This window comes from Lederbergia sp. NSJ-179, assembly GCF_022867885.1.
Taxonomy (GTDB): Bacteria; Bacillota; Bacilli; order Bacillales; family Bacillaceae_C; genus Lederbergia.
On record NZ_JALIFP010000005.1, the window covers coordinates 1 to 20,979 of the forward strand.

Genomic DNA, 20,979 nt, shown 5'->3' on the forward strand with positions numbered 1-20,979 from the left:
GATCTCAATCATTTATATGAGCAACGATACTCAAGTTACTGAACCGCCGAATACGGGACCGTACGTTCGGTGGTGGGAGAGGTCGGCTAATCAATTAATGATTAGCCTCCTACTCGATTTTAGGACACATAGTAGGGTCTGAAATTTTACTATCCTCCTCAGAAAGAAGAAGGTATTATTCTATCAGTTTTTATTCTACAAAATCTCTTCCTTTTTCTTTTTTCAAAAACTTCCCCACATAATGGGCTTGGCATTCGCTCACGTATTCATAAACCTCCAATAAAATATTGTAGAAATCATGCATGCAAAGGAGGGTTATGAATGAATATGCCTGATGAGTTTAATCATTCCCATCATACGTCACGCCAAGAAGTCATTGATCATTTATTAGAGTCGATCATCCACGAAGAAATGGCATTAGCCAATCTTCTGAATGCCGGTGCTTCCAAAATCCATGCCTTTATAGGAAGTGAATTCAATTTTCCAACTCAACCCTCTAACCAAGAAATTATTATGATGAATAAATCAGCACTTCATTTATTAAGAACGGCTGTGGTGAAGGATTGGTTTTTATTAAACAAGCTTGAAGAAATATTTGCATTTGATGCAAGACAAATGCCCTCCCAACCTCTCAGTCCATTGGATGATGAACTGGATGAAGAATTAAACGAGGACAGCAATGAACTTCAGGAGTCTCAATCTGGTGAAGAAGACAGTGCATTTCAGGAAGATGAGGAATTTTCTGATGAATCGGCTCCTGAAAAATTAGGTGGTCAAGATGAACCCCAAGAACTGTCGGACAATTGATGCGAATGATTCATTATTTGGTTTATGGATTTCCATCATCACTCACTATAAGTGTTTACTTACTCTCTGGAAAACGATGCAGTCGAACGGGATCGATGAGAAAATAATCATCCAGTCCATTGTCCATTCATACGAAAATATACAATTATTTATGAAAGTTTTAATCAACCGATATGAGTTAACGGAACTCGCCCGGATTCCGCTGAAGAGTGAAGACTTGATTAGAGAAACAGAAGAAATGATAAAAGACACCTACCATTTTTCCCATGGATGTATGGCTTCTTTATATAATATAAGGAAAATTTCCTGTTTACACACAAGTATTTTAGAGGATTTACTGTGGCTAGAATATATTAGTGTCCAGAAAAAAATGGAAAATAACCCTGAGAAAAAGTGGCTAACTGACCATGTATTTAATCCGATTTCCCCCAAATAAAATGACTCATTCATTTCAGCATTCATGACTTAATCAAGGGCTATGTGAATCAACGAAAAACAGAGCAGGCGGAGAAAAAATGTTGTTTCTCTCCACCTGCTCTAAACGTTTTGATAAAAAATCCGTGCTCAATTTGAATCGTTTTTCCCCTTGTATTCTGTTTTTTATTTTAGTAATATTATATAAGGATAAAAGTAATATACATAATTATCGGGAAAATTATTTTTTTCTAATTACAAGGGGAGGAACATTAATTTAGAGAATGATAGTTTTCGGAAACTTTTAGAATGCGCCAAAAAGGAAAACGGTTTCGTATCCTTTTAAAAAGTTAATGTGTTTGTGTCCAATGGAAAGGGGGAAAAATATGATCTCCTTTAAAAATGTGAATAAATACTATGGGGATTTCCATGTTCTAAAAAACATTAACCTAACAATTAACAAAGGAGAAGTGGTTGTCATTATTGGTCCTTCGGGATCTGGAAAAAGTACTTTATTGCGATGCATCAATAGACTGGAAACAATTTCTGACGGTTCTCTGACGGTTGGAGATAAAGAAATCCATGATAAAAAAACAGACATAAACAAAATTAGGCAGCATATAGGTATGGTATTTCAGCATTTTAATCTATACCCGCACAAAACAGTCCTTGAAAATATTACCCTTGCTCCTATCAATGTTTTACGGAAATCAAAAGAAGAAGCCAAAAAGACGGCTGAGTTTTACTTGGGAAAAGTGGGGATTCCCGATAAAGCCTCCTCCTACCCTTCTCAGCTTTCAGGCGGACAACAGCAGCGTGTCGCGATTGCAAGGGCACTTGCCATGGAACCGGAAATTTTACTCTTTGATGAGCCTACATCGGCACTTGACCCAGAAATGGTTGGTGAAGTTTTAGATGTTATGAAGACGCTCGCTAAAGAAGGCATGACAATGGTCGTGGTGACACATGAAATGGGATTTGCCAAAGAAGTAGGAGACCGGATTATCTTTATTGATGAAGGTCAAATTCTTGAAGAGGCCGATCCTGTGGAGTTTTTTAACAATCCACAGGACGAGCGGGCCAAATTATTTCTGAGTCGTATACTAAATCATTAATAAGGAGAGAGAATATGCGGAAACTAAAAAAATTATCCATTTTAACGTTGGCGGCTTTGCTTTCTATTACTCTTTTAGCTGCTTGTGGTACCGGTAGTAGCAAGAGCAAAGGAGATAGCGGAAGTAGCGGAAATAATGATAAAAAAAACGAAAACGTCCTTGAAGCCATAAAGGAACGTGACAAAATCATCTTTGGTGTGAAATATGACACAAAACTTTTTGGTTTAAAGGATCCTGCTTCAGGAGAGGTGGAAGGATTCGATATTGATATTGCGAAGCAAATAGCCAAAGAAATACTTGGTGATGAAAACAAAGTAGAATTTGTTGAAGTGACATCAAAGACAAGAATCCCGCTATTAAACAAAGGGGATATTGATGCGATCATCGCAACGATGACAATTTCAGAAGAACGTAAAAAAGAAGTGGATTTCTCTGATGTCTATTTTGAAGCAGGGCAATCACTATTAGTTAAAAAAGGCAGCCCGATCAAAAGTATCGATGACCTTACAAAAGACACCACTGTCCTTGCTGTAAAAGGATCCACCTCAACGGATAATATTCGTAAAGTAGCTCCGGATGCTCCGGTATTGGAATTCGAAAATTATCAAGAGGCATTTACCGCACTGAAACAAGGCCAAGGGGATACGTTAACAACGGATAACTCCATTCTTTTAGGAATGGCTTCAGAAGATGATTCTTTCGAGTTGGTAGGGGGCACATTCACTGATGAGCCTTATGGGGTCGCTGTGAAAAAAGGGGAAAAAGAGCTGGTAGAAGCAATCAATGATGCCCTGAAAGCAATTCAAGATAACGGAAAATATGACGAGATTTACCACGAATGGATTGAATAAAATGGATTGTTTAGATTGGTTTTTTAACAGGATGGGCACTTTGTGCTCGTCCTAATTCATTTGATGGGAGGGAGATATGGTGGATTTCTCTATTCTGATAGATTATTCTGATATGTTTTGGGATGGCTTTAAAGTCACAATTATTGCAAGCTTAACAGCATTAGTCGCAAGTTTTATTCTTGGAACGATCATAGCTGTTATGCGAATTACACCCATAGCACCTTTAAGATGGGTTGGAACAGCATATGTTGAATTTTTTAGAAATATCCCCTTGGTCGTCATCGCCTTTTTCTTTTTTATTGGGACACCGGCGATTGGAATAAGGTTTAGTGGTATTACGGCAGGGACAATTGCCCTTTCTATTTATACTTCATCGTTTATTGCGGAAGCCATTCGATCAGGTATTCTGTCCATTCCAAAAGGGCAAACGGAAGCTGCACGATCATCGGGATTAAATTATATGCAAACAATGCGAATGATTATCTTACCCCAAGCCATTAAAATTGTCATACCTCCAATTGGCAATCAATTTATTAATTTAGTGAAAAACTCATCCATTTTGGCACTAATTTCCGGTGCTGACTTGATGTACCAAGCGGATCTTATTTCATCCAAAACCTTTATTGTTTTTGATGTATACATATTAGTCGCCTTATTTTATTTAATTATCACCATTCCATTAAGTTTAGGCGTAAGATATATAGAAAAACGACTCGCAAATACTTATTAAGGAGGGGGCAATATGGATTTATCCGGTGCATTTTCGCCAGAAAATTTAGCTTTCTTAATGAAAGGATTTTATGTGACATTAGAAGTAGCAGTTATTTCCATTATATTTAGTTTTATTATCGGCGGTATACTTGGAACGATTCGTTTTACCAAAGTACCAGTCATTTCACAAATAGTTGTCGTGATTGTTGAAACAATCCGGAACTTGCCACTTCTATTAATTATATTGTTTACATATTTTGCATTGCCTGAAATCGGCATTAACTTTAGTATTACCGTTTCAGCCATTGTAGCCTTAGTTGTTTTCGAATCATCCATGATTGCGGAAATTGTCAGAGGTGGATTGAATTCAATTGAAAAGGGGCAAATGGAGGCGGCACGTTCCTCAGGGCTCACCTACTTGCAAGCTTTGCGGAAGGTCATTCTCCCCCAAGCATTGAAGCGGATGGTACCGAATCTTGTTAGTCAATTTATCTCTCTTTTAAAGGATACATCCCTTGCGGTGATCATCTCACTACCAGAACTGCTTCATAATGCAAAAATTATTCAAGCACAAAGCTCACAGTATGTTATCCCAATCTTCATACTCGTTGCGATCATATACTTCGTCGTGAACTATGCATTATCTTTGGTCGCAAAAAGACTTGAGCTAAAGCAAGCATGATTGACCAGTCCTCCATTTGGCACCTGAAGGATAGCCCCCCTTCCTTTTTCAGGTGTCTTTTTGCACTGGGTTCATTCTATGTTTCGTTTCCTCCTCTCCCCTATCTTCTTTTTGTGATAAAATAAGGAGAAGAAAAACGAAAGCAAGGTGTTTACTATGTCATTTCCTAGGGGAAAGATTTATGATGCCAATATAAAAAGCAGACAACTTCAAGAAAATATTCCATTCCTTGTTTATTTACCGGCTGCGTTTTCACCGAGTGAAAAGCACTCTCTCATCATCGTTCAGGACGGGAAAGATTATTTCCAATTGGGAAAACTTACACGTTATGCGGATGAATTAATCGATGAAGGTCATTTGGAAAAAACCATTATAGTCGCAACTCATTATAAAAGTATTGAAGATCGTTACAAAAAATATCATCCAATGGGGGAAGAAAATCTTTCTTTTATGCCCTTTCTTGCGGAAGAATTAATTCCTTGGATCGACCAACAATATCCTACCTATACACAAAGGGAGAAACGGACCTTGATGGGAGATAGTCTTGCTGGGACAGTTTCATTGCGTACAGCCATTCATTATCCTGAGCTATTTAAAAACATTATTCTACATTCACCTTATGTAAACGAGGACATACTCAAAGAAGTTCAAGCTGCTCCTCCCTCATTCAATTTTAAGATTTACCAAGTGGTTGGAAAAGAAGAAACGGTTGTAAAAATATCGAATAATCGAGACTTTTTAACACCCAACAGAGAGCTTTATCAACTATTTATCGAAAAAGGATATGAAGTTTTTTATAACGAATTTATTGGTGGTCATTCCTGGAAATATTGGCAACCTGATGTTAAAAGGGCTTTACAAATGATGTTTTCCTGAGCAACTCCAATAAGAATCTGTTATAGTAATAATATAATTATTTTAGGTAAGAAAAATGAAACGAAAAAAGGAGGCAAAAAAATGAAATACGGAATTGTCATCTTTCCATCGAAAAAATTACAAGACTTGGCCAATTCTTATCGTAAGCGTTATGATCCTCATTATGCCTTAATCCCTCCACATTTGACGCTGAAGGAAGGTTTTGAGACAGAGGATAAACCCGAGGATTTAACAGATATACTTAAAAAAATTGCCCGACAACATCAGCCCGTTCATCTAAAATTCCTTAAAGTTAGTTCGTTTCAACCTATCACCAATACAATTTACTTAAAAGTTGAGAAAACAGATGAATTACAACGCCTCCATGATGATCTATATGAACAAATGCCTGGTAGGGAACCAGAGCATCCATTTGTCCCCCATGTAACGATCGGGCAAGAATTATCAAATGACGAACATTCGGATGTTTTTGGATCATTAGGGATGGTCGGAGTTGAACACGAAGAAACGGTTGACCGCATTCATTTGGTTTATCAATTGGAAAATGGTTCATGGGCTACCTATGAAACAATCCGTTTAGGAAAGGAAAATTAGTTATCCATGCGTGTAGTACAGACGACCACAGAACAACAACTTAAAGATGCATTCCATATTAGAAAAAAGGTATTTGTTGAAGAACAGATGGTACCAGTAGAAATAGAAATAGATGAATTTGAAAAGGCTTCTGTCCATTTTGTTTTGTACGACCAGGAAAAACCGATCGGTGCAGGAAGATGTAGAACGATGGATCATATTGGCAAGGTAGAAAGAATCTGCATTTTGCCCTCTCATCGGGGGAAAGGTGCAGGGAATCTGATTATGCAAACGATCGAGCGATTTGCCAAGGAAAAACAAATCCGAGAACTTAAGCTCAATGCCCAGATCTCTGCGATCCCATTTTATGAGAAACTTGGGTTTACTGTTTGTTCAGAGGAATTTATGGATGCGGGTATTCCCCATAAAACGATGATAAAACAAATAGGTTAACACTAAAAGTGCAAGCCGCCTATGAATAAGAATAAAGGCGTCGCCATAAGATGTGGCCACGCCTTTTTTCCCCACAACCTGGGGACCTAAGACATTTCACTGATTATATGTATTCATTGAAATGTCTTCCTTTTTCCTCCATTCCCATAAAAACAAATGGATCTGCTTTTCCAAATCTTCTCTTTTTCTTTGTCTTTTTCCTTTTCATTAGCGGATTGGCATCTGATCGTTTTTCGCTTAGAATTCTTTGGAACGATGACTGCCATTGAACTTTTTCAATATCAGGAATCGGTATGGGATCATGATGCTTCAGTTTTGACGATATTCTTTTATGATATTCTTGATATTGATCGGGATGGATCGGTCCAATATACCCCACCCTCTCACCTCCAAGAAACCTATATACTTTTCTATACCACAAAATTATATAATCGAAACATATTGTTCTAAGATTTTTTAAGCCGTCCCTATTTAGGACGGCGAAAAACTTATCTTCATCTTTTGTTATTTAACATTTTTGAAATAGCTTCCATATCTAATTGATTTCCATCTTGAATAATGGATTTCACCATTTTGTTTTCCATTTCTCTGGAAACAGGTTTATTCGCTATCCGAGACACTTTTTTTATAATCGCTCGGACCGTTTTTTCATCTTTAAAATTGGCATTTTGAAGTGAATTTGCTAATTCTAACACTTCGTTCATGTTGACACCTGTTTTCTTTTCAACATTTTTGAAAAATTGATTCTCCATTTCCTCCGCTCCCTTCCTTTTATCTTTGGGCCTACAGGAAGTAGGTTAGGCGTGGCGATTGTTGTCGCGAAGTTTGCCTTTGATCCTTATATAATATGAAGAAAAGCCAAATAAGTGTGGTTAAAATTAAAAATGAGCAAGAAAAAGATAGGTTGCCTTAACCGCAACCCATCTTTTTGTGTTCTATTCATTTTAACAGAAGGCTGCACCAACTATAATGAGCAAAATAAACAAAACGACAATTAAGGCAAAGCCGCCGCCAAAGAAGCAGCCACCTGCATAACCACCATATCCACAACCACCTGCTCCATAACCATATCCGTACATCTACTTTCACCTCTCTTTAGTTGGTTCACTTACAGCTTATGTGGCATATGTCTGTTTTGTATGGGCGAACCTTAAAATAAAGGAGTGAAAGTACAAAAAACATATTATCCTTTTGGCTTAAAGATAAGGGCACCGATAAATCCGAACACAATGGCAGCTGATATACCGGAAGAAGTGACTTCAAACATTCCTGTCATCACTCCAACGATTCCGTGTTTATCAGCTTCCGCCATTGCTCCTTGAACTAATGAATTCCCAAAGCTTGTAATAGGGATCGTAGCACCGGCTCCAGCAAAATCAATTAATGGTTCGTATAGACCTAAACCAGCCAATACTGCCCCTAAAACGACTAAAAAACTAAGAGTATGCCCAGGTGTTAATTTCAATGTATCCATGATGAGCTGGCCAAACATACAGATTAGTCCACCAATTACAAAAGACCAAAAAAACATTGAAAGCATTTCTTTTACCCCTCCTATTCATACTCCAGTGCAACAGCATGAGCAATACACGGAATAGTTTCCTTTTGTAAAGTCGATAAGGGTGAAAGGAGGGCCCCTGTGGCAACAACCAAAATCCTCTTGTACCCTCCCCGTTTCATCTCATTCACTAAATGACCATACATCACGGCCGCGGAACAACCTGGTCCACTTGCGCCCGCATACACTTCTTGTTCATCCGTATACATAATAAGCCCACAATCTTGAAAGCTATTTTCATTAATAGGCAAACCCTTTTGCTGAAATAATTCCAATGCGGTATTTCTACCAACTTCGGCAAGATCACCAGTGATAATTAAATCATAGTAAGAAGGATCCTTTTTTAAATCAAAAAAATGCCTTTGGATTGTATCCACTGCTGCTGGGGCCATAGCTCCCCCCATGTTATAAGGATCTGATAACCCCATATCAATGACTTTTCCAATTGTTGCGGACGTGATACGGGGGACAGGTCCTTCAAGTTTTTCGTCTGTTCCAATAAGCCCCACACCTGATGCAGTAGCCGTCCACTGGGCTGTGGGAGGCTTTTGTCCGCCATATTCTGTCGGATAGCGAAATTGTTTTTCTGCGGAGGCATTATGACTAGCAGTTCCTGTCAAAATTCGCTTTGCTCCCCCACTATTAATAACCAAAGCGGCTAAAGCTAAACCTTGGGTTGATAAGGCGCACGCACTGAAAAGGCCTATATAGGGTATCTGATTAGTTCTAGCAGCAAAGGTAGTAGGGGTGATTTGATTAATTAAGTCACCTGAGAGAAAAAATTGGACCGCATCTTCTGTTAATCCCTTTTTGCGAAGAGCGATTTCAACCGCATCTTCCAATAAAACATTCTGTGCCTTCTCATAGGTATCTTTGCCCATCCGTAAATCATCGTGAAATTTATCAAAATCTTTTGCTAAGCGACAATCTTTTTCAAAAGGTCCCCCCACTACTCCCGTTGATAATATAGCCGGTTTTTGTGAAAAAACCCAAGTTTGGGCTCCTTGAAGCATTAAAATCCCCCCCACTGTATCAAGATTGTTTTAATAAGAGTGATGACAAAAGCAGAAAATACGCCAAACAAAATGACAGACCCAGCTAACTTAAACATATTGCCACCTACACCTACCACAAAACCTTCAGAGCGATGCTCAATCGCAGCTGAGATCACGGCATTTCCGAAGCCTGTCACCGGAACTCCACTACCAGCCCCACTAAATTGGCCAATTCTGTCATACACTCCAAAACCTGTAAATAGCATGGCAATAAATACCATTGTCGCCACAGTAGGGTTGCCCGCCGTTTTTTCCGTAAAATTAAAGAAATAAATATAAAAATAAGTAATCGCTTGTCCCGCTATACAGAAGAGGCCCCCCACCCAAAAGGCTCGAAAACAATTTTTTAGGATCGGACGCTTCAGCTCATGTTTTTTCTGTAACTGATCATATTGGATCTGTTCGGGTGTTTTTGTTTTATTTTTGCTAGCCATGTTAAGTCATTTCCTTTTTTAATTTAATAATTTTCTTAAAACGTTTTTTCGCTTCATCTACCGTAATATTTTCTTTCTCCATCTCTTCCTTAAGACGAATGGTCTCTAAGAAAATTTTATAATCGCTGGATACAATAAACTTTTTATCTGGATACTTTTCTTTTAGTTTCTCCTGCAAATTCTTTTCAATTTTCTTCATTTTGAATCGCTGGAGATGTCTTACTTTATAGACAACAAGGATTTTCTTTTTGCCTTCAATAACGGCAACATCATAAATTTCGTTTATTTTTTTTACATCTTCTCTTACCTGATACGCAACAGACTTGTCTTTTTCTTGATCGTTCAGTTCGATTGGGGCAGGTTGGGTTGTTTTTATTAATGATTGCCGTGCTTCTTTTCCATCTCCATCACTAGAACAACCGCTGGGTAACAAGAAAAAAACGGTCATTGCGAAAAGCCATATTATTTTTTTAATCATCGACGCCTCCCGCATTTCCTCAGACCCATAAAAAGGACTGGACAAAATTTATTCTAAAAGATATTTTTCTCCAGATTTCTGAAATTATGTAGAAAAAGCGCAAGCGCCTAAGTAAGGATGAATGGCTAAGGGCGCGTCGACAATCGCCACACCGATGGACTGCCTTTTGGTGCTAGGCGCTGTAATTAGATCTAACATCAGCCAATTTTTATTTTCTTACAATTGATAACAATTAAAACCGCCTTTGCAAAAATAAAGCCTAGTCTCTTTTCTGAAAAGGTAAGAGACTAGGCTTTATATGCCTTTCAACGGTTTTTCTTCACTGTTTTTAATGGTCTTCCGCATCCACAACCTGTTCTTTTTTTTCGTGCATTTCCCATGGAATTGATTTTCCGCGGTCTATTATTCATTATTATCACATCCTGAGTTTTTTTCTCACTATAATTTTATGTACCCCGTAAAAATGTGTTTGCCAAATAGCCCTTATTCTTCATAAATCTTGGACTGTATGACCGTTTCTATAATAGAAGCAGCACCGGCAACCGATAAAATGTAAATCAGCGGATCTGCTACTTCAGGGTACAACCAGCGTATCAGAAGAAGGAACAATGTAACCCAAATCCCCGTACACCAGTAGCAACTAATGAGTTGACCAATCCAGCCTCTAAGACCGTTTTCCCTTGGAATAAGATATATCTCCGTTTTGCCATTTTCATCCCGTTCTTCGTATTCTTGCATAAAAGGTCGTCTTATAAATTCCGTTATTTGATCATAAACCAATAACCTTGTTAATCGAAAAACAGCTAAACTGACTAATAGGAATGTAAACCAATTGATTGACATGTATTTCACCTGCCTATTTTCTGCCATCAAGGCGTTTGTCCGTTACCCATTTGGCAAATGTCTAATATGTTATTAATGAATATGGATCAATAGATGACAAGGAGGAATTTAATCCATGAGTTATGAAGAAATGGAATCAGTAGAATTACCGATTGATACAGGTCACGGTGGTGGATGTAGTTCAGGATGCGTTTGTCAAGTGGTTCGAGCCATAAAAGAAATACAAGAAATGGCTGTTGAAGAAGAAGAATGCCCAACTTGCCCAACGAATTGCTTTATTGAGCCACTAGGAGGCTCTCCTTCTCGTAACAATGTAGATACAAGAGTATTTACCCTTACAAATAAAAAAGGAGAACTATTAAAAGGTTTGTTTAAAGGGCGCGGGGGTAATTGTGTATCCGTTTATTTCAGAGTAGAAGAGATCTTTGATAACTGCTGTGCCACATTGCGCGTACTAGTTCCCTTAAATAAAGAAGGAGAACCCGTTAAGATTATGCATCATGGTGAAATTAATTATGAAGCCCTTTGTGCAGTACGCAGATGGGGTAAAAGCAGCAGCTGTATCACCGTTGACTTACACTGCTTCTGTGCCGTTCAATGTATTGCAGATGTTGATTTACAATTATGTGATTAATTTTTGGAAAACAGGAGGGTTCACCCCCTCCTCTTCATTAGAAAATAATACGAATCGATTGTAGATCTCTAATAACAATATCGCTTACCTCTCCTTTAAAATTTTTTACACGAATGATATCCCCTTCTTTACTTTCCAATATGCCGCGAATTCTTTCGTTTTCCAAAACAAATTCACATGGAAATGGAGGTTGGGTGCGGGGAATTTGTAATAAGTATTGTATCTTTTCATGTATGGACATTTGTTTAAAAGCTTTAACGGGCGTAAGCTTCCAAGTTTTTTTTGTGGAGTTCGCTTGATTTCGAAAGTAATCCGCTGCTAACTTAGGCTTTTCCGCTTGATGATCATTATTTTCTGATTCGTCTTCCAGATCTTCATACACTGTTTGCATCTGTAAAGGTTTGCTTTTCCTTTGCTTTTCTTGAGCAGGGGATGTATTTGCAATTGTATTTGTCGCATTTTCTTTAGAAGAAAAAGTCTGTTGCATGGTAAGTTTTGGTTGGACAAAATTAGGCTGATGGATATATAACAAAGGGTTGTTCCCTTTCTTTTTCTGTTTATCTTTCATTAAGGTACACCTCCATATTTCATACTTCGTTTTATATGTATGCAATGAAAATCGCAAAGTTACCTGAACAGAAAAAATAACCTGACAAAAAAACTGCCACAGCAAGTGACAGCTTTTCGATAACTTTATTCCGATGAACCGGCAGTAAAACCCCAACTAAATGAAGTCTCACTTTATAGTGCTACAATATGGAAGCCTGAATCAACATGGATATTTTCCCCCGTAATGCCGCGGGAAAGATCACTAAATAAGAATAATGCAGTATCCCCTACCTCTTCAGGTGTAGTCGTTCTTTTAAGTGGTGCTTTTTCCTCAATATCTTTCAAAACACTGTTGAAATCACTAATGCCCTTGGCTGAAAGTGTTCGGATTGGCCCAGCAGAGATAGAATTGACTCGAATGCCATGTGGACCGAGATCGTTTGCTAAATACCTTACACTCGCATCAAGAGAAGCTTTCGCTACCCCCATTACATTGTAATTAGGCACAACACGCTCCCCGCCTAAATATGTCATTGTGACCATACTGCCGCCTTCTGGCATCATATTCAATTCTTGAACAGCTTTCGCCACCGCAGTAAGAGAATAAGAACTAATATTATGAGCAAGTAAAAAGCCATCTCTTGTCACATTTAAATAATCTCCATCCAATTCTTCTTTATTGGCAAAGGCAATGGCATGGGCAATCCCATGAATCGGTCCAACAACTTCTTTGATTTTACGAAAGCATTGTTGAATTTCTTCATCTTTTGTAATGTCACAAGGAAGGACAAGCGAATCCTGTCCTTCCAAAGAGTCCGCAAGTTGACGCACATTTTTTTCCAATCTTTCTCCTGCATATGTAAAGACAAGTTTTGCTCCCGCATTATGAAGGGAACGAGCAATTCCCCAAGCGATGCTTCGTTTATTGGCTACCCCCATGATAACAAATGTTTTTCCTTGAACAGACAGATTCATGTTCAACCCTCCATTTTATTCTCCGTTTTCTCTATAAAATTAAAAATCCCACTAAAGATATTATATGTTATTAGTACCTAGTCCTAACCCTATCATACACGACAGCTTTTGGAATTGTAAAGCAAAAGCATAAGAAAAACGCAAGCGCCTTGAAATAGGGAAGAACGGCTAAAGACGCGACGTCCTGTCGCAACGCCGTCCTGACCCGCATCCTGCGGGCCGCCGACAAGCAAATGTTCCTGAACCTATGAAGGGCGATCTTTCCCTTCATAGATTCAGGGTTATTTGACCTCGAGGGGCTAGGCGCTGGAGCTAGATCCTAACACTAGCCAATTTTTATGCTTTCTTACTTTTCAAAAGAAAAATCAAATTCCTTTGTGCTTTTTCATGATTGTTTATTTAGGTTAGAATTGTAATTCACGCATTAGATCATCTACAAATTCCTTGGTACCAGTGACAATGAGCCGATCTTCTGTTTTTAATCTTGTATCACCATGCGGCACCAACGACTCGTTATCCCGGAATATTCTTACTACAATAATATCTCCTACAAACGGAAATTCCCGTAATTTCATATTATGATAGTTTGAATTACGCATTTCAATTTCATATAAGGCGGTCTCTTGATTGGTAAAGATATCCGCAATATTAGGTGACTCAATAACGGCTGTAATAAAGGCCTTGGTTGAAAGCAATGTTGAAAATACTTCAACATCATGCTCTTTTAATAGTGAGGCTAAGTCAGGGCTTTCTATTCGTGAAATAACTCTTTCAATTCCAAGTTCTTTGGCATGAATTGCGAGCGTTGCATTTAATTCCTCATCGCCCGTGGAAATGAAAAGAATATCGGTGTCGAAAACACCGGCATTTTCCAATTCTTCCTCCTCATAATTTGGAAGTTCAGTAACATTGAAGACCGTATCTGAAATATGTGAGTCTGGTTTGTCGTTCTTCTTATGGAATACTGTCGCCTCAAATAAATCCTTATCCAAATCTTTCGAAACGGGAAGAGTCATTTGATTAGCCCCAATAAATGTAACTTTTTGCTTCGGTTCATATCCATTTTCTTTTGGAAACCACTTCTTGAAGAAGATAGGTGTCACAATACAAGTGATCACTGCCACTAAAATAAAGGTTCCGCTCTTTTCTGCTGTAATTACATTCATTCTTTCAGCAATTTTTGCTGCGGCAATAACTAAGGATAAAGTAGAAGTAAGCAAAAAAGAAGAGGCCAACACTGTTTTTGTATCATACCATTTTCTTAAGATAAACACTGGGACAATTTTAGAGACTAATAAACCAATTAACAGTAATGGGATTAATAACAGGAGTTCTTTATTGCTAAGTAGAGACCAAAGGTCAAGCTCCACTCCCACCATCACAAAGAAAATAGGAATTAAAAAACCATACCCAAATGAATCAAGTTGTCGAACCATTTCAGGCTTAGGATTCAACAATGAAACAAGAGTCCCAGCCAAAAAGGCACCTAAGATATTTTCTGCTCCTAATGATTCAGATAAAGCAACCAAGACGATGATTAAAGTAAAAATCGCCCTTGTGCCAATTTGAACCGTACCTGTTGAAAGTCTTTCGATAAAAGAGCGATTTTTAAAACGTCTGCCAACAAAATATAAAAGAATTCCTGCAACAAAGAGGATGAGTAATAACCACATATTCCCTTGGCCATCTCCTGATATAGAAACAAAGACGGCTAATAGAATCATCGTAACGAGATCAGCAATGACCGCAATTAAGAGAATAATTTGCCCAATTCCCGTTTTCATAATATTAGCTTCTTTTAAGGTAGGGACAACGACTCCCAAGGAAATGGTAGAAATAATCAAGGTCATTAAAAAGAGATTGTCAATTAGTCCCATCCATACAAATAAATAAGATAAACCGATAGATAAAACGAAAATCCCCAAGAATATCACAATCGATACCGCCAAACGATTCGGCTCTTGTTTACCATTGGGCAATTTAATTTTCTTATTGGACGTTTTAAAGGCTGAAAAATCAATTTCCAATCCACTCAAAAACATAAGAAAGATAAAACCGAGGGTGGAAAGAATATCTAGCCAAGAACCACCTCGAATCAGGTCAAAACCACTCTTCCCAATAATTAATCCCATAATAATTTCGGCAATCACGATTGGCATAAAGGAAATCCGGAAACGATCAAGCACAAGTGGTGTTAAAAACGCAAAAACGAGTACAATAACAAGTGAAAGTAATGATTCATCCATAGATAGTTCTCCCATCTTTAATTCAGTGTTCAAAAAGGAGGACAAAAAGAGCCGAGAAGTTCGAGGAAACGCAGACTGCGAGCACCACAGCGTATACAATTAATACGTGAGGAGCGGAGCAGCAAGTTGACGAAGAAATTCGACAGCTATTTTTCCCGGACTTTTTGAACATCTTTTTCTAATGAATAAGATAACTCATAAACAGAGTGGCTAATCCAAAATAAATCAAAATCGAGGTAATATCATTCATAGTTGTAATAAAAGGCCCTGATGCAACGGCAGGGTCAATTTTTAATTTATGCATGATCAGTGGCACAAGCGATCCTCCTATCGTTGCAACCAACAGAGAAGCAAAAATAGCAAAGCCCACTAAAAATCCTAAAAAGAGATCATGCTTCCAAACAAAGATCACCATTGAAACTAATACACCACAGATTGCTCCTGTCAGGATCCCTGTTCCCGCCTCTTTCATCATTATTTTGAACTTACCTGACTCCTCCATTTCCCCAGTAGCAATCCCACGTACGGCCACTGCCAAAGACTGGGTACCTGCATTTCCTGCCATACCGGCAATAAGCGGAATAAAAACAGCTACAATCGGTACTTGACTTAAAGTGTCCTCGAAACGTCCAATTAAACTTGCTGTAAACATTCCTAAGAAAAGTAGAATAATCAGCCAGGGCAGACGTTTTTTTGCTGCTTTAAATGGACTTTTATCCATTTTGTCAAGATCCGAAATACCAGCAAGCTTAGAATAATCGTCAGATGCTTCCTCATCGATAACATCGATAATATCGTCAACCGTAATAATTCCTAATAGATGGTTTTGAAAATCAACAACAGGCAATGCTAATAAATCATAATCACGCATTTGTCTGGCGGCCTCTTCTTGGTCAGCCCCTACTGAAATGGAAACGACTCGATCTGACATAATTTCTGAAATCATCGTATCATCATCTGTAATAATGAGGTCACGTAAAGACAAAACCCCTGCAAGCCGTAATTCCTCATCAATGACATAAATATAATAGATCGTTTCTGCTGTAGGTGCTTGCTTTTTTAGAATATACATGGCTGAGCGGACCGTTTGATTCTGGGATATGGCCACATATTCAGTTGTCATAATACTTCCAGCCGTATATTCTTCATAATGGAGCAACCCTTTAATTTCTTGGGCAGCCTTTTTATCCATAATGGTGAGGTAACTAGCCGACTGGTCTTTTTCTAATTGATTCAATACGTCAACAGCATTATCCGTATACATACTTGCAAGCATCTCAGCTGCATATTTGGGTTCCATTTCTGCTAAAATGGCTTTATAATCATCATCATCAATTTCAAGCATCTCAAAGAAATCGGCAACTTCCTTAGGTGATAAATAGTAATACATTTTCACTCTAGTTTCTTTGTCAATTTTGAAAAAGAACTGAGCCTGATCATACGTGTGAAGATTAAGAAATTCTTTTCGAAAGGATTCAAGATTACCTTCATTCATAGTCTGGATCAGTAATTCTTCATCTATATTCTTCTCTTGTGTATCGTTCATTTCCATGACGACCCCTCCTTCCAAATTGGTCTCCATTATCCTAACAAATCTTAATGGGTTTGTCGTCATTAATTGTCCATTTTTCTATATTTATTTATGTGGAAAATTTATGGAGACATGTAAGGAGCTTACGTTTTCTGTAAAAAAATCAACTCCATGTGGTAAGATGCTGTAAAGGAGAAAAACTAATCATTATCTACAAGTAATCATTTTCTTACTATTATTTATCGGATTTTTACATGCATTCATTGATCGAACGGTATTGGAGAGTGGATAAAATGAAAATGGATATTATTGGAGATATTCACGGGTGTTTTCAAGAATTTCAGCAACTTACTCAAAAACTGGGATATTCCTGGGAAACTGGTTTACCTGTACATCCTGAAAAACGTAGATTAGGATTCATTGGAGATATTACCGACCGTGGCCCTCATTCTTTACGGATGATCGAACTTACTTGGAAGCTTTGGAAGCATCACGGGGCCTATTATGTTCCAGGTAACCATTGCAATAAACTATATCGTTATTTCCTTGGAAGAAAGGTGCAGATTAAACATGGATTAGAAACCACTGTGGCTGAACTTGATCAACTTTCAGCAAAAAAATTTAATCATTTTAAAAGTATGTTTATGGAACTATATGAGCGCTCCCCCCTTTATCAGATACTTGATAACGGCCGGTTAATCATGGCCCATGCTGGAATAAAAGAAGAGTATATTGGAAAACACAATAAAAGTGTAAAAACATTTGTCTTATATGGGGATATCACTGGGGAGGCCTTACCAGATGGCAGGCCAGTAAGAAGAGACTGGGCAAAACATTATAAGGGAGAAGCCTACATTATTTATGGACATACCCCTGTAAGGCAACCACGGCAAATGGGTAAAACACTTAATATTGACACGGGTGCTGTTTTTGGAGGTCATTTAACAGCTGTTCGCTATCCTGAAATCGAACTCGTATCTGTCCCTTCTTCTTTGCCATTTATTCAGGAGAAATTCACAACTTTTTAAGGGGAAATCCAAAAAGGCCATTTTCAGCTTTTTAAGATCGCCTGCATGTCGTCCGGAAGATTGGCTTGAAATGATAAGATTTCGCGATTAATAGGATGAGTCAATCTAATTTGTTTGCAATGCAATGCTTGGCGATCGATTATATCTCGTTGGCCGCCATATAAATCATCTCCTAATAAAGGATGTCCCATATAAGCCATGTGAACTCTAATTTGATGGGTTCTACCGGTTTCAAGCTTTAGTCGCAAATGCGCAAAAGAAGGAAATGGTGTAATCATTTCATATAGTGTAACAGCAGGCTGTCCATCTTTTCGTACTTCCCGTTCAATAATGCTATCGAATTTGCGACCAATTGGCCTATTTATAATGCCAGTTGGTTGTTCCATTTTCCCTTCCACAAACGCCTCATAGTAACGATGGATGTCTCCTTTTTTCTGCATCAGGCTTAATAAATGGTGAGCATGCCGGTGCTTCGCTATTAGAACAAGGCCTGATGTATTTCGATCCAAGCGGGTTACAATGTGAACAGTTGATGCTAGACCAATCTGCTCATAATGAAAGGCCACCGCATTCGCAAGGCTGCCTGTCGGATGATGCCGAGATGGAATGGTATTCATATAGGGAGGCTTATTCACAATTAAAAGATCCTGATCCTCATAAATAATCGATAGCGGAATAGGCTCTTTGACTAACTGCTTATTTTCTAGTTCCGGCGGAAACAAAACTTCCAGTAAATCCAGTTCTTGTAATCGATAACGAACATTCTGTTCGACTCCATTCACCCGTATAGATCCGCCACTATATTTAATAGCAGATAAGGCTTTCCTTGATATCCCTTGCTCTTGTAAAAATTCCTTCATTTCTTTATTCGAATCTTTCCCTTTTATTTCCCAACTTAATTCATATGGTTTCATCTTTTTACCTTCCGTCTGAGATAAAGGAATCGTGGACTCGTTTCCAGAAAGGAAAAGGACGAAATCTGGCAAAACGGACCTTCTCCTTCGCCACTTTAAATTGAATAGATTTGACATCCCGATGCATGATGGTTAAATGATCCATTGTGACATGGAAATCATTAGAATTGACAGGCTTTAACTCTAATGTATGATGTTCAGGCAAAATAAGTGGAGATCCCACTGTCCTAAATACCCTATTATTAATGGAGGCCATCTCTGCAAGTTGAATGGAATGTAAGGAAGGGTGAATGATCGCCCCTCCCAATGCTTTATTATACGCTGTGCTTCCTGACGGTGTTGAGACACATAGACCATCTCCCCGAAATCGTTCAAAATGATCACCACGTATTTCAACATCCATGACTAAGGTACCCACTAGCCCTTTTACAGTGGATTCATTTAATGCTAGGTAACGCATTTCCTTTCCGCCACTGCGATAGCGGATCACAACCTCTAACAAAGGATATTCAACAATTTGATAAGGCGTTTTCGCGATCGCAATCACTAATTTCTCAATTTCACTAGGAACCCAATCCGCATAAAAACCTAAATGTCCTGTATGTACACCTACAAATGCCGTTTTATCTAATCTTGAACTATATCGGTGGAATGCATAAAGTAACGTACCGTCCCCACCAATCGAAATGACAATATCTGGATTTCCTTCGTCATAGACCATTTCAAAATCCTGCAGATAAGTCCTCACCTTTTGTGTTAAAGCATTAGAAGCCGGATTCCCTTTTGATGTTATGGCAAACTTCAACCTTTTCATCCTCCAATTTCCTCACTATTTTTTCTTGATTTTCTTCGTCGTTTCTTTATTTTTTGTAAAATACACTTGTGCTTCTTGGATTTCTTCTTTGATTTGCGACATTTCTTCATCAAGCCGAAAAGCCGCCTCTGCCGCACGCTGTAATCTCATATTAATTTCCTCAGGAAATTCACCTTTATATTTATAATTCAAAGAATGTTCAATCGTCGCCCAAAAATTCATGGCTAACGTACGAATTTGAATTTCAGCCAAAATTTTCTTTTCTCCGTGAATGGTTTGCACAGGATACTCAATCACAACATGATAGGAACGATAGCCACTGGGCTTTTTATGGGATATATAGTTTCTTTCTTCTATTACTCGAAAATCATTCCTTTTTCTAAGTAACTCAACGACATTTTTTATATCATCAACAAATTGACACATCATTCTTAAACCTGCTATATCCTGCATTTCCGTTGCCAATTGATCCAATGGAATATTCTTTTGTTGCGCTTTATCGAGAATACTTGCAACTGGTTTAACCCTACCCGTTACAAATTCAATCGGGGAATGATCATGTTGTTGTTCAAACTGGGATCTCATCCCTTTTAATTTAATTTTCAGTTCATCAACAGCTTGCTTATATGGAGCTAAAAAATGTTCCCACTGATTTATCACATAACCACCTCATAACTGGAAAACAAACGCAATATTTATTTATTTGCTCAAAAAACAATTGAGAAGCCATCTTTATTTTAGCATAAACAGGTTTTACATAATAACTTTTACAATAAAGGGATTGAATCCCCATCTTAAATAAAGAATAATAGAGTAGAGAGACCTTAAACGAGTACGTGAAAGGAAGTTAGGAATGACAAAGGAAATAGAAATGGAATTTAAAAACCTCTTAACAAAGGAAGAATTTTATCGTCTTCTAAAAAGCTTTCATATAACTGAAAAAGATTTTTCCATCCAAAAGAATCATTATTTTGATACCAGTCATTTTTCATTAAAAAAAGAAGCGGCTGCTTTACGCATTAGAGAGCTTGCCCATCGAAATGAACTCACTTTGAAAAAAAAGATCGAACATGGAGTATTAGAAATCAACCAAAAGATTGAAGACAAAGATATGAAGCTTTTAATAAAAGATTCCATATTACCCGAGGGAGAAGTAAAAGAAGCGATTACTCAAATCGGCATTCCAATTCGAGATCTGTTCCATTTCGGCAGCTTAACAACCCATCGTGCAGAGCAAGAATACCGTGGAGGGCTCTTAGTATTCGACCACAGTTTCTATATGGATAAAGAAGATTTTGAACTTGAATATGAAGTGTCCAAATGGGAAACCGGAAAAATGATTTTCATGAATTTGCTCCATCAGCTTCAAATTAAGCCTAAATCAACCGATACTAAAATAGGAAGACTATATCGCGCAAGATTTAGAAACAATCAATAA

The 20,979-nt window shown here is 38.0% G+C and carries 27 protein-coding genes; 12 read left to right on the forward strand and 15 right to left on the reverse strand.

All coding sequences use genetic code 11. From position 1 onward, the window contains the following. The first annotated feature begins 321 nt into the window (after nt 1–321). The 9 genes from MUB24_RS05240 (at nt 322) to MUB24_RS05280 (ending at nt 6,482) form a co-directional block, all read left to right on the forward strand. Nucleotides 322–807 carry an alpha-helical endospore appendage domain-containing protein gene (locus MUB24_RS05240; RefSeq protein WP_244702100.1) on the forward strand — a complete coding sequence of 162 codons (486 nt, stop codon included), beginning with the start codon at nt 322–324 and terminating at the stop codon, nt 805–807. Next, nucleotides 779–1,243, forward strand: a complete 465-nt coding sequence (locus MUB24_RS05245) for a hypothetical protein (RefSeq protein WP_244702102.1) — start codon at nt 779–781, stop codon at nt 1,241–1,243. The genes MUB24_RS05240 and MUB24_RS05245 overlap by 29 nt, the downstream gene beginning before the upstream one ends. Nucleotides 1,244–1,607: 364 nt before the next feature. Further along, nucleotides 1,608–2,336, forward strand: a complete 729-nt coding sequence (locus MUB24_RS05250; protein WP_244702104.1) for an amino acid ABC transporter ATP-binding protein — start codon at nt 1,608–1,610, stop codon at nt 2,334–2,336. Between the two features lie 14 nt (nt 2,337–2,350). Then, nucleotides 2,351–3,187: a transporter substrate-binding domain-containing protein gene (locus MUB24_RS05255; protein ID WP_244702106.1), complete on the forward strand. Its 837-nt coding sequence runs from the start codon at nt 2,351–2,353 to the stop codon at nt 3,185–3,187. Between the two features lie 76 nt (nt 3,188–3,263). Next, nucleotides 3,264–3,917, forward strand: coding sequence for an amino acid ABC transporter permease (locus MUB24_RS05260; protein ID WP_244702107.1), 654 nt, complete (start codon nt 3,264–3,266; stop codon nt 3,915–3,917). A gap of 12 nt (nt 3,918–3,929) precedes the next feature. Continuing rightward, nucleotides 3,930–4,580 (forward strand): amino acid ABC transporter permease, encoded by a 651-nt coding sequence (locus MUB24_RS05265; protein WP_244702108.1) that lies wholly within the window; start codon nt 3,930–3,932, stop codon nt 4,578–4,580. 156 nt (nt 4,581–4,736) lie between these two features. Further along, complete coding sequence (locus MUB24_RS05270) at nt 4,737–5,456, forward strand: alpha/beta hydrolase (protein ID WP_244702109.1); 720 nt, start codon at nt 4,737–4,739, stop codon at nt 5,454–5,456. 81 nt (nt 5,457–5,537) lie between these two features. Next, nucleotides 5,538–6,050 (forward strand): YjcG family protein, encoded by a 513-nt coding sequence (locus tag MUB24_RS05275; protein WP_244702110.1) that lies wholly within the window; start codon nt 5,538–5,540, stop codon nt 6,048–6,050. 6 nt (nt 6,051–6,056) lie between these two features. Beyond that, nucleotides 6,057–6,482: a GNAT family N-acetyltransferase gene (locus tag MUB24_RS05280; RefSeq protein WP_244702111.1), complete on the forward strand. Its 426-nt coding sequence runs from the start codon at nt 6,057–6,059 to the stop codon at nt 6,480–6,482. A 103-nt stretch (nt 6,483–6,585) separates the two neighbouring features. On the opposite strand, the gene MUB24_RS05285 is transcribed toward MUB24_RS05280, so the two are convergent. The 8 genes from MUB24_RS05285 to MUB24_RS05320 all read right to left on the reverse strand — a co-directional run bounded on the left by MUB24_RS05285 (nt 6,586) and on the right by MUB24_RS05320 (nt 10,850). Then, complete coding sequence (locus tag MUB24_RS05285; protein ID WP_244702112.1) at nt 6,586–6,861, reverse strand: hypothetical protein; 276 nt, start codon at nt 6,859–6,861, stop codon at nt 6,586–6,588. Between the two features lie 115 nt (nt 6,862–6,976). Next, nucleotides 6,977–7,234, reverse strand: a complete 258-nt coding sequence (gene spoVIF / locus MUB24_RS05290; protein WP_244702113.1) for a sporulation-specific transcription regulator SpoVIF — start codon at nt 7,232–7,234, stop codon at nt 6,977–6,979. Nucleotides 7,235–7,426: 192 nt separating this feature from the next. Beyond that, nucleotides 7,427–7,561: a YjcZ family sporulation protein gene (locus MUB24_RS05295; RefSeq protein WP_244702114.1), complete on the reverse strand. Its 135-nt coding sequence runs from the start codon at nt 7,559–7,561 to the stop codon at nt 7,427–7,429. A gap of 104 nt (nt 7,562–7,665) precedes the next feature. Beyond that, entirely contained in the window at nt 7,666–8,022 is a 357-nt protein-coding gene (gene spoVAE / locus MUB24_RS05300) for a stage V sporulation protein AE (protein WP_244702116.1), read from the reverse strand. 14 nt (nt 8,023–8,036) lie between these two features. Then, the gene (gene spoVAD / locus MUB24_RS05305) at nt 8,037–9,053 is read right to left on the reverse strand and encodes a stage V sporulation protein AD (protein ID WP_244702119.1); all 1,017 of its coding nucleotides are present in this window, start codon (nt 9,051–9,053) and stop codon (nt 8,037–8,039) included. Then, entirely contained in the window at nt 9,053–9,529 is a 477-nt protein-coding gene (gene spoVAC, locus MUB24_RS05310) for a stage V sporulation protein AC (RefSeq protein WP_244702121.1), read from the reverse strand. The genes spoVAD and spoVAC overlap by 1 nt, the downstream gene beginning before the upstream one ends. Before the next feature lies 1 nt (nt 9,530). After that, entirely contained in the window at nt 9,531–10,007 is a 477-nt protein-coding gene (locus MUB24_RS05315; RefSeq protein ID WP_280516882.1) for a YhcN/YlaJ family sporulation lipoprotein, read from the reverse strand. A 483-nt stretch (nt 10,008–10,490) separates the two neighbouring features. Continuing rightward, complete coding sequence (locus MUB24_RS05320) at nt 10,491–10,850, reverse strand: DUF1360 domain-containing protein (protein ID WP_244702123.1); 360 nt, start codon at nt 10,848–10,850, stop codon at nt 10,491–10,493. Nucleotides 10,851–10,980: 130 nt separating this feature from the next. Between MUB24_RS05320 and MUB24_RS05325 the strand changes: the two genes are divergently transcribed. After that, the gene (locus tag MUB24_RS05325) at nt 10,981–11,484 is read left to right on the forward strand and encodes a CotY/CotZ family spore coat protein (RefSeq protein ID WP_244702412.1); all 504 of its coding nucleotides are present in this window, start codon (nt 10,981–10,983) and stop codon (nt 11,482–11,484) included. A gap of 37 nt (nt 11,485–11,521) precedes the next feature. Here MUB24_RS05325 and MUB24_RS05330 read toward each other — a convergent pair whose 3' ends face one another. The 4 genes from MUB24_RS05330 to mgtE all read right to left on the reverse strand — a co-directional run bounded on the left by MUB24_RS05330 (nt 11,522) and on the right by mgtE (nt 16,806). Then, nucleotides 11,522–12,052, reverse strand: a complete 531-nt coding sequence (locus MUB24_RS05330; protein WP_244702125.1) for a CotO family spore coat protein — start codon at nt 12,050–12,052, stop codon at nt 11,522–11,524. 173 nt (nt 12,053–12,225) lie between these two features. Next, nucleotides 12,226–13,008, reverse strand: coding sequence for an enoyl-ACP reductase FabI (gene fabI, locus MUB24_RS05335; RefSeq protein ID WP_244702126.1), 783 nt, complete (start codon nt 13,006–13,008; stop codon nt 12,226–12,228). Between the two features lie 404 nt (nt 13,009–13,412). Next, nucleotides 13,413–15,254 (reverse strand): monovalent cation:proton antiporter family protein, encoded by a 1,842-nt coding sequence (locus MUB24_RS05340; RefSeq protein WP_244702127.1) that lies wholly within the window; start codon nt 15,252–15,254, stop codon nt 13,413–13,415. Nucleotides 15,255–15,432: 178 nt separating this feature from the next. Next, nucleotides 15,433–16,806, reverse strand: a complete 1,374-nt coding sequence (gene mgtE / locus MUB24_RS05345) for a magnesium transporter (RefSeq protein ID WP_244702128.1) — start codon at nt 16,804–16,806, stop codon at nt 15,433–15,435. Nucleotides 16,807–17,078: 272 nt separating this feature from the next. On the opposite strand from mgtE, the gene prpE reads away from it, so the two are divergent. Beyond that, a complete protein-coding gene (gene prpE, locus MUB24_RS05350; protein WP_244702129.1) occupies nt 17,079–17,813 on the forward strand; it encodes a bis(5'-nucleosyl)-tetraphosphatase PrpE in 735 nt (244 codons plus the stop codon). Between the two features lie 23 nt (nt 17,814–17,836). Here prpE and MUB24_RS05355 read toward each other — a convergent pair whose 3' ends face one another. The 3 genes from MUB24_RS05355 to yjbM are packed head-to-tail and all read right to left on the reverse strand — an operon-like array spanning nt 17,837 to nt 20,198. Beyond that, nucleotides 17,837–18,727 carry an RluA family pseudouridine synthase gene (locus tag MUB24_RS05355; protein ID WP_244702130.1) on the reverse strand — a complete coding sequence of 297 codons (891 nt, stop codon included), beginning with the start codon at nt 18,725–18,727 and terminating at the stop codon, nt 17,837–17,839. A 4-nt stretch (nt 18,728–18,731) separates the two neighbouring features. Beyond that, entirely contained in the window at nt 18,732–19,532 is an 801-nt protein-coding gene (locus MUB24_RS05360; RefSeq protein ID WP_244702131.1) for an NAD kinase, read from the reverse strand. A gap of 24 nt (nt 19,533–19,556) precedes the next feature. After that, a complete protein-coding gene (gene yjbM / locus MUB24_RS05365) occupies nt 19,557–20,198 on the reverse strand; it encodes a GTP diphosphokinase (protein WP_244702413.1) in 642 nt (213 codons plus the stop codon). 196 nt (nt 20,199–20,394) lie between these two features. Here yjbM and MUB24_RS05370 point away from each other — a divergent pair, with 196 nt between their 5' ends. After that, nucleotides 20,395–20,979 carry a CYTH domain-containing protein gene (locus MUB24_RS05370; protein ID WP_244702132.1) on the forward strand — a complete coding sequence of 195 codons (585 nt, stop codon included), beginning with the start codon at nt 20,395–20,397 and terminating at the stop codon, nt 20,977–20,979.

Coding starts and splice junctions, on each gene's coding strand:
- MUB24_RS05240 (WP_244702100.1), top strand. CDS start 322: ATGAATATGCCTGATGAGTTTAATCATTCCCATCATACGTCACGCCAA.
- MUB24_RS05245 (WP_244702102.1), top strand. CDS start 779: ATGAACCCCAAGAACTGTCGGACAATTGATGCGAATGATTCATTATTT.
- MUB24_RS05250 (WP_244702104.1), top strand. CDS start 1,608: ATGATCTCCTTTAAAAATGTGAATAAATACTATGGGGATTTCCATGTT.
- MUB24_RS05255 (WP_244702106.1), top strand. CDS start 2,351: ATGCGGAAACTAAAAAAATTATCCATTTTAACGTTGGCGGCTTTGCTT.
- MUB24_RS05260 (WP_244702107.1), top strand. CDS start 3,264: ATGGTGGATTTCTCTATTCTGATAGATTATTCTGATATGTTTTGGGAT.
- MUB24_RS05265 (WP_244702108.1), top strand. CDS start 3,930: ATGGATTTATCCGGTGCATTTTCGCCAGAAAATTTAGCTTTCTTAATG.
- MUB24_RS05270 (WP_244702109.1), top strand. CDS start 4,737: ATGTCATTTCCTAGGGGAAAGATTTATGATGCCAATATAAAAAGCAGA.
- MUB24_RS05275 (WP_244702110.1), top strand. CDS start 5,538: ATGAAATACGGAATTGTCATCTTTCCATCGAAAAAATTACAAGACTTG.
- MUB24_RS05280 (WP_244702111.1), top strand. CDS start 6,057: ATGCGTGTAGTACAGACGACCACAGAACAACAACTTAAAGATGCATTC.
- spoVIF (WP_244702113.1), bottom strand. CDS start 7,234: ATGGAGAATCAATTTTTCAAAAATGTTGAAAAGAAAACAGGTGTCAAC.
- MUB24_RS05295 (WP_244702114.1), bottom strand. CDS start 7,561: ATGTACGGATATGGTTATGGAGCAGGTGGTTGTGGATATGGTGGTTAT.
- spoVAE (WP_244702116.1), bottom strand. CDS start 8,022: ATGCTTTCAATGTTTTTTTGGTCTTTTGTAATTGGTGGACTAATCTGT.
- spoVAD (WP_244702119.1), bottom strand. CDS start 9,053: ATGCTTCAAGGAGCCCAAACTTGGGTTTTTTCACAAAAACCGGCTATA.
- spoVAC (WP_244702121.1), bottom strand. CDS start 9,529: ATGGCTAGCAAAAATAAAACAAAAACACCCGAACAGATCCAATATGAT.
- MUB24_RS05315 (WP_280516882.1), bottom strand. CDS start 10,007: ATGATTAAAAAAATAATATGGCTTTTCGCAATGACCGTTTTTTTCTTG.
- MUB24_RS05320 (WP_244702123.1), bottom strand. CDS start 10,850: ATGTCAATCAATTGGTTTACATTCCTATTAGTCAGTTTAGCTGTTTTT.
- MUB24_RS05325 (WP_244702412.1), top strand. CDS start 10,981: ATGGAATCAGTAGAATTACCGATTGATACAGGTCACGGTGGTGGATGT.
- MUB24_RS05330 (WP_244702125.1), bottom strand. CDS start 12,052: ATGAAAGATAAACAGAAAAAGAAAGGGAACAACCCTTTGTTATATATC.
- fabI (WP_244702126.1), bottom strand. CDS start 13,008: ATGAATCTGTCTGTTCAAGGAAAAACATTTGTTATCATGGGGGTAGCC.
- MUB24_RS05340 (WP_244702127.1), bottom strand. CDS start 15,254: ATGGATGAATCATTACTTTCACTTGTTATTGTACTCGTTTTTGCGTTT.
- mgtE (WP_244702128.1), bottom strand. CDS start 16,806: ATGGAAATGAACGATACACAAGAGAAGAATATAGATGAAGAATTACTG.
- prpE (WP_244702129.1), top strand. CDS start 17,079: ATGAAAATGGATATTATTGGAGATATTCACGGGTGTTTTCAAGAATTT.
- MUB24_RS05355 (WP_244702130.1), bottom strand. CDS start 18,727: ATGAAACCATATGAATTAAGTTGGGAAATAAAAGGGAAAGATTCGAAT.
- MUB24_RS05370 (WP_244702132.1), top strand. CDS start 20,395: ATGACAAAGGAAATAGAAATGGAATTTAAAAACCTCTTAACAAAGGAA.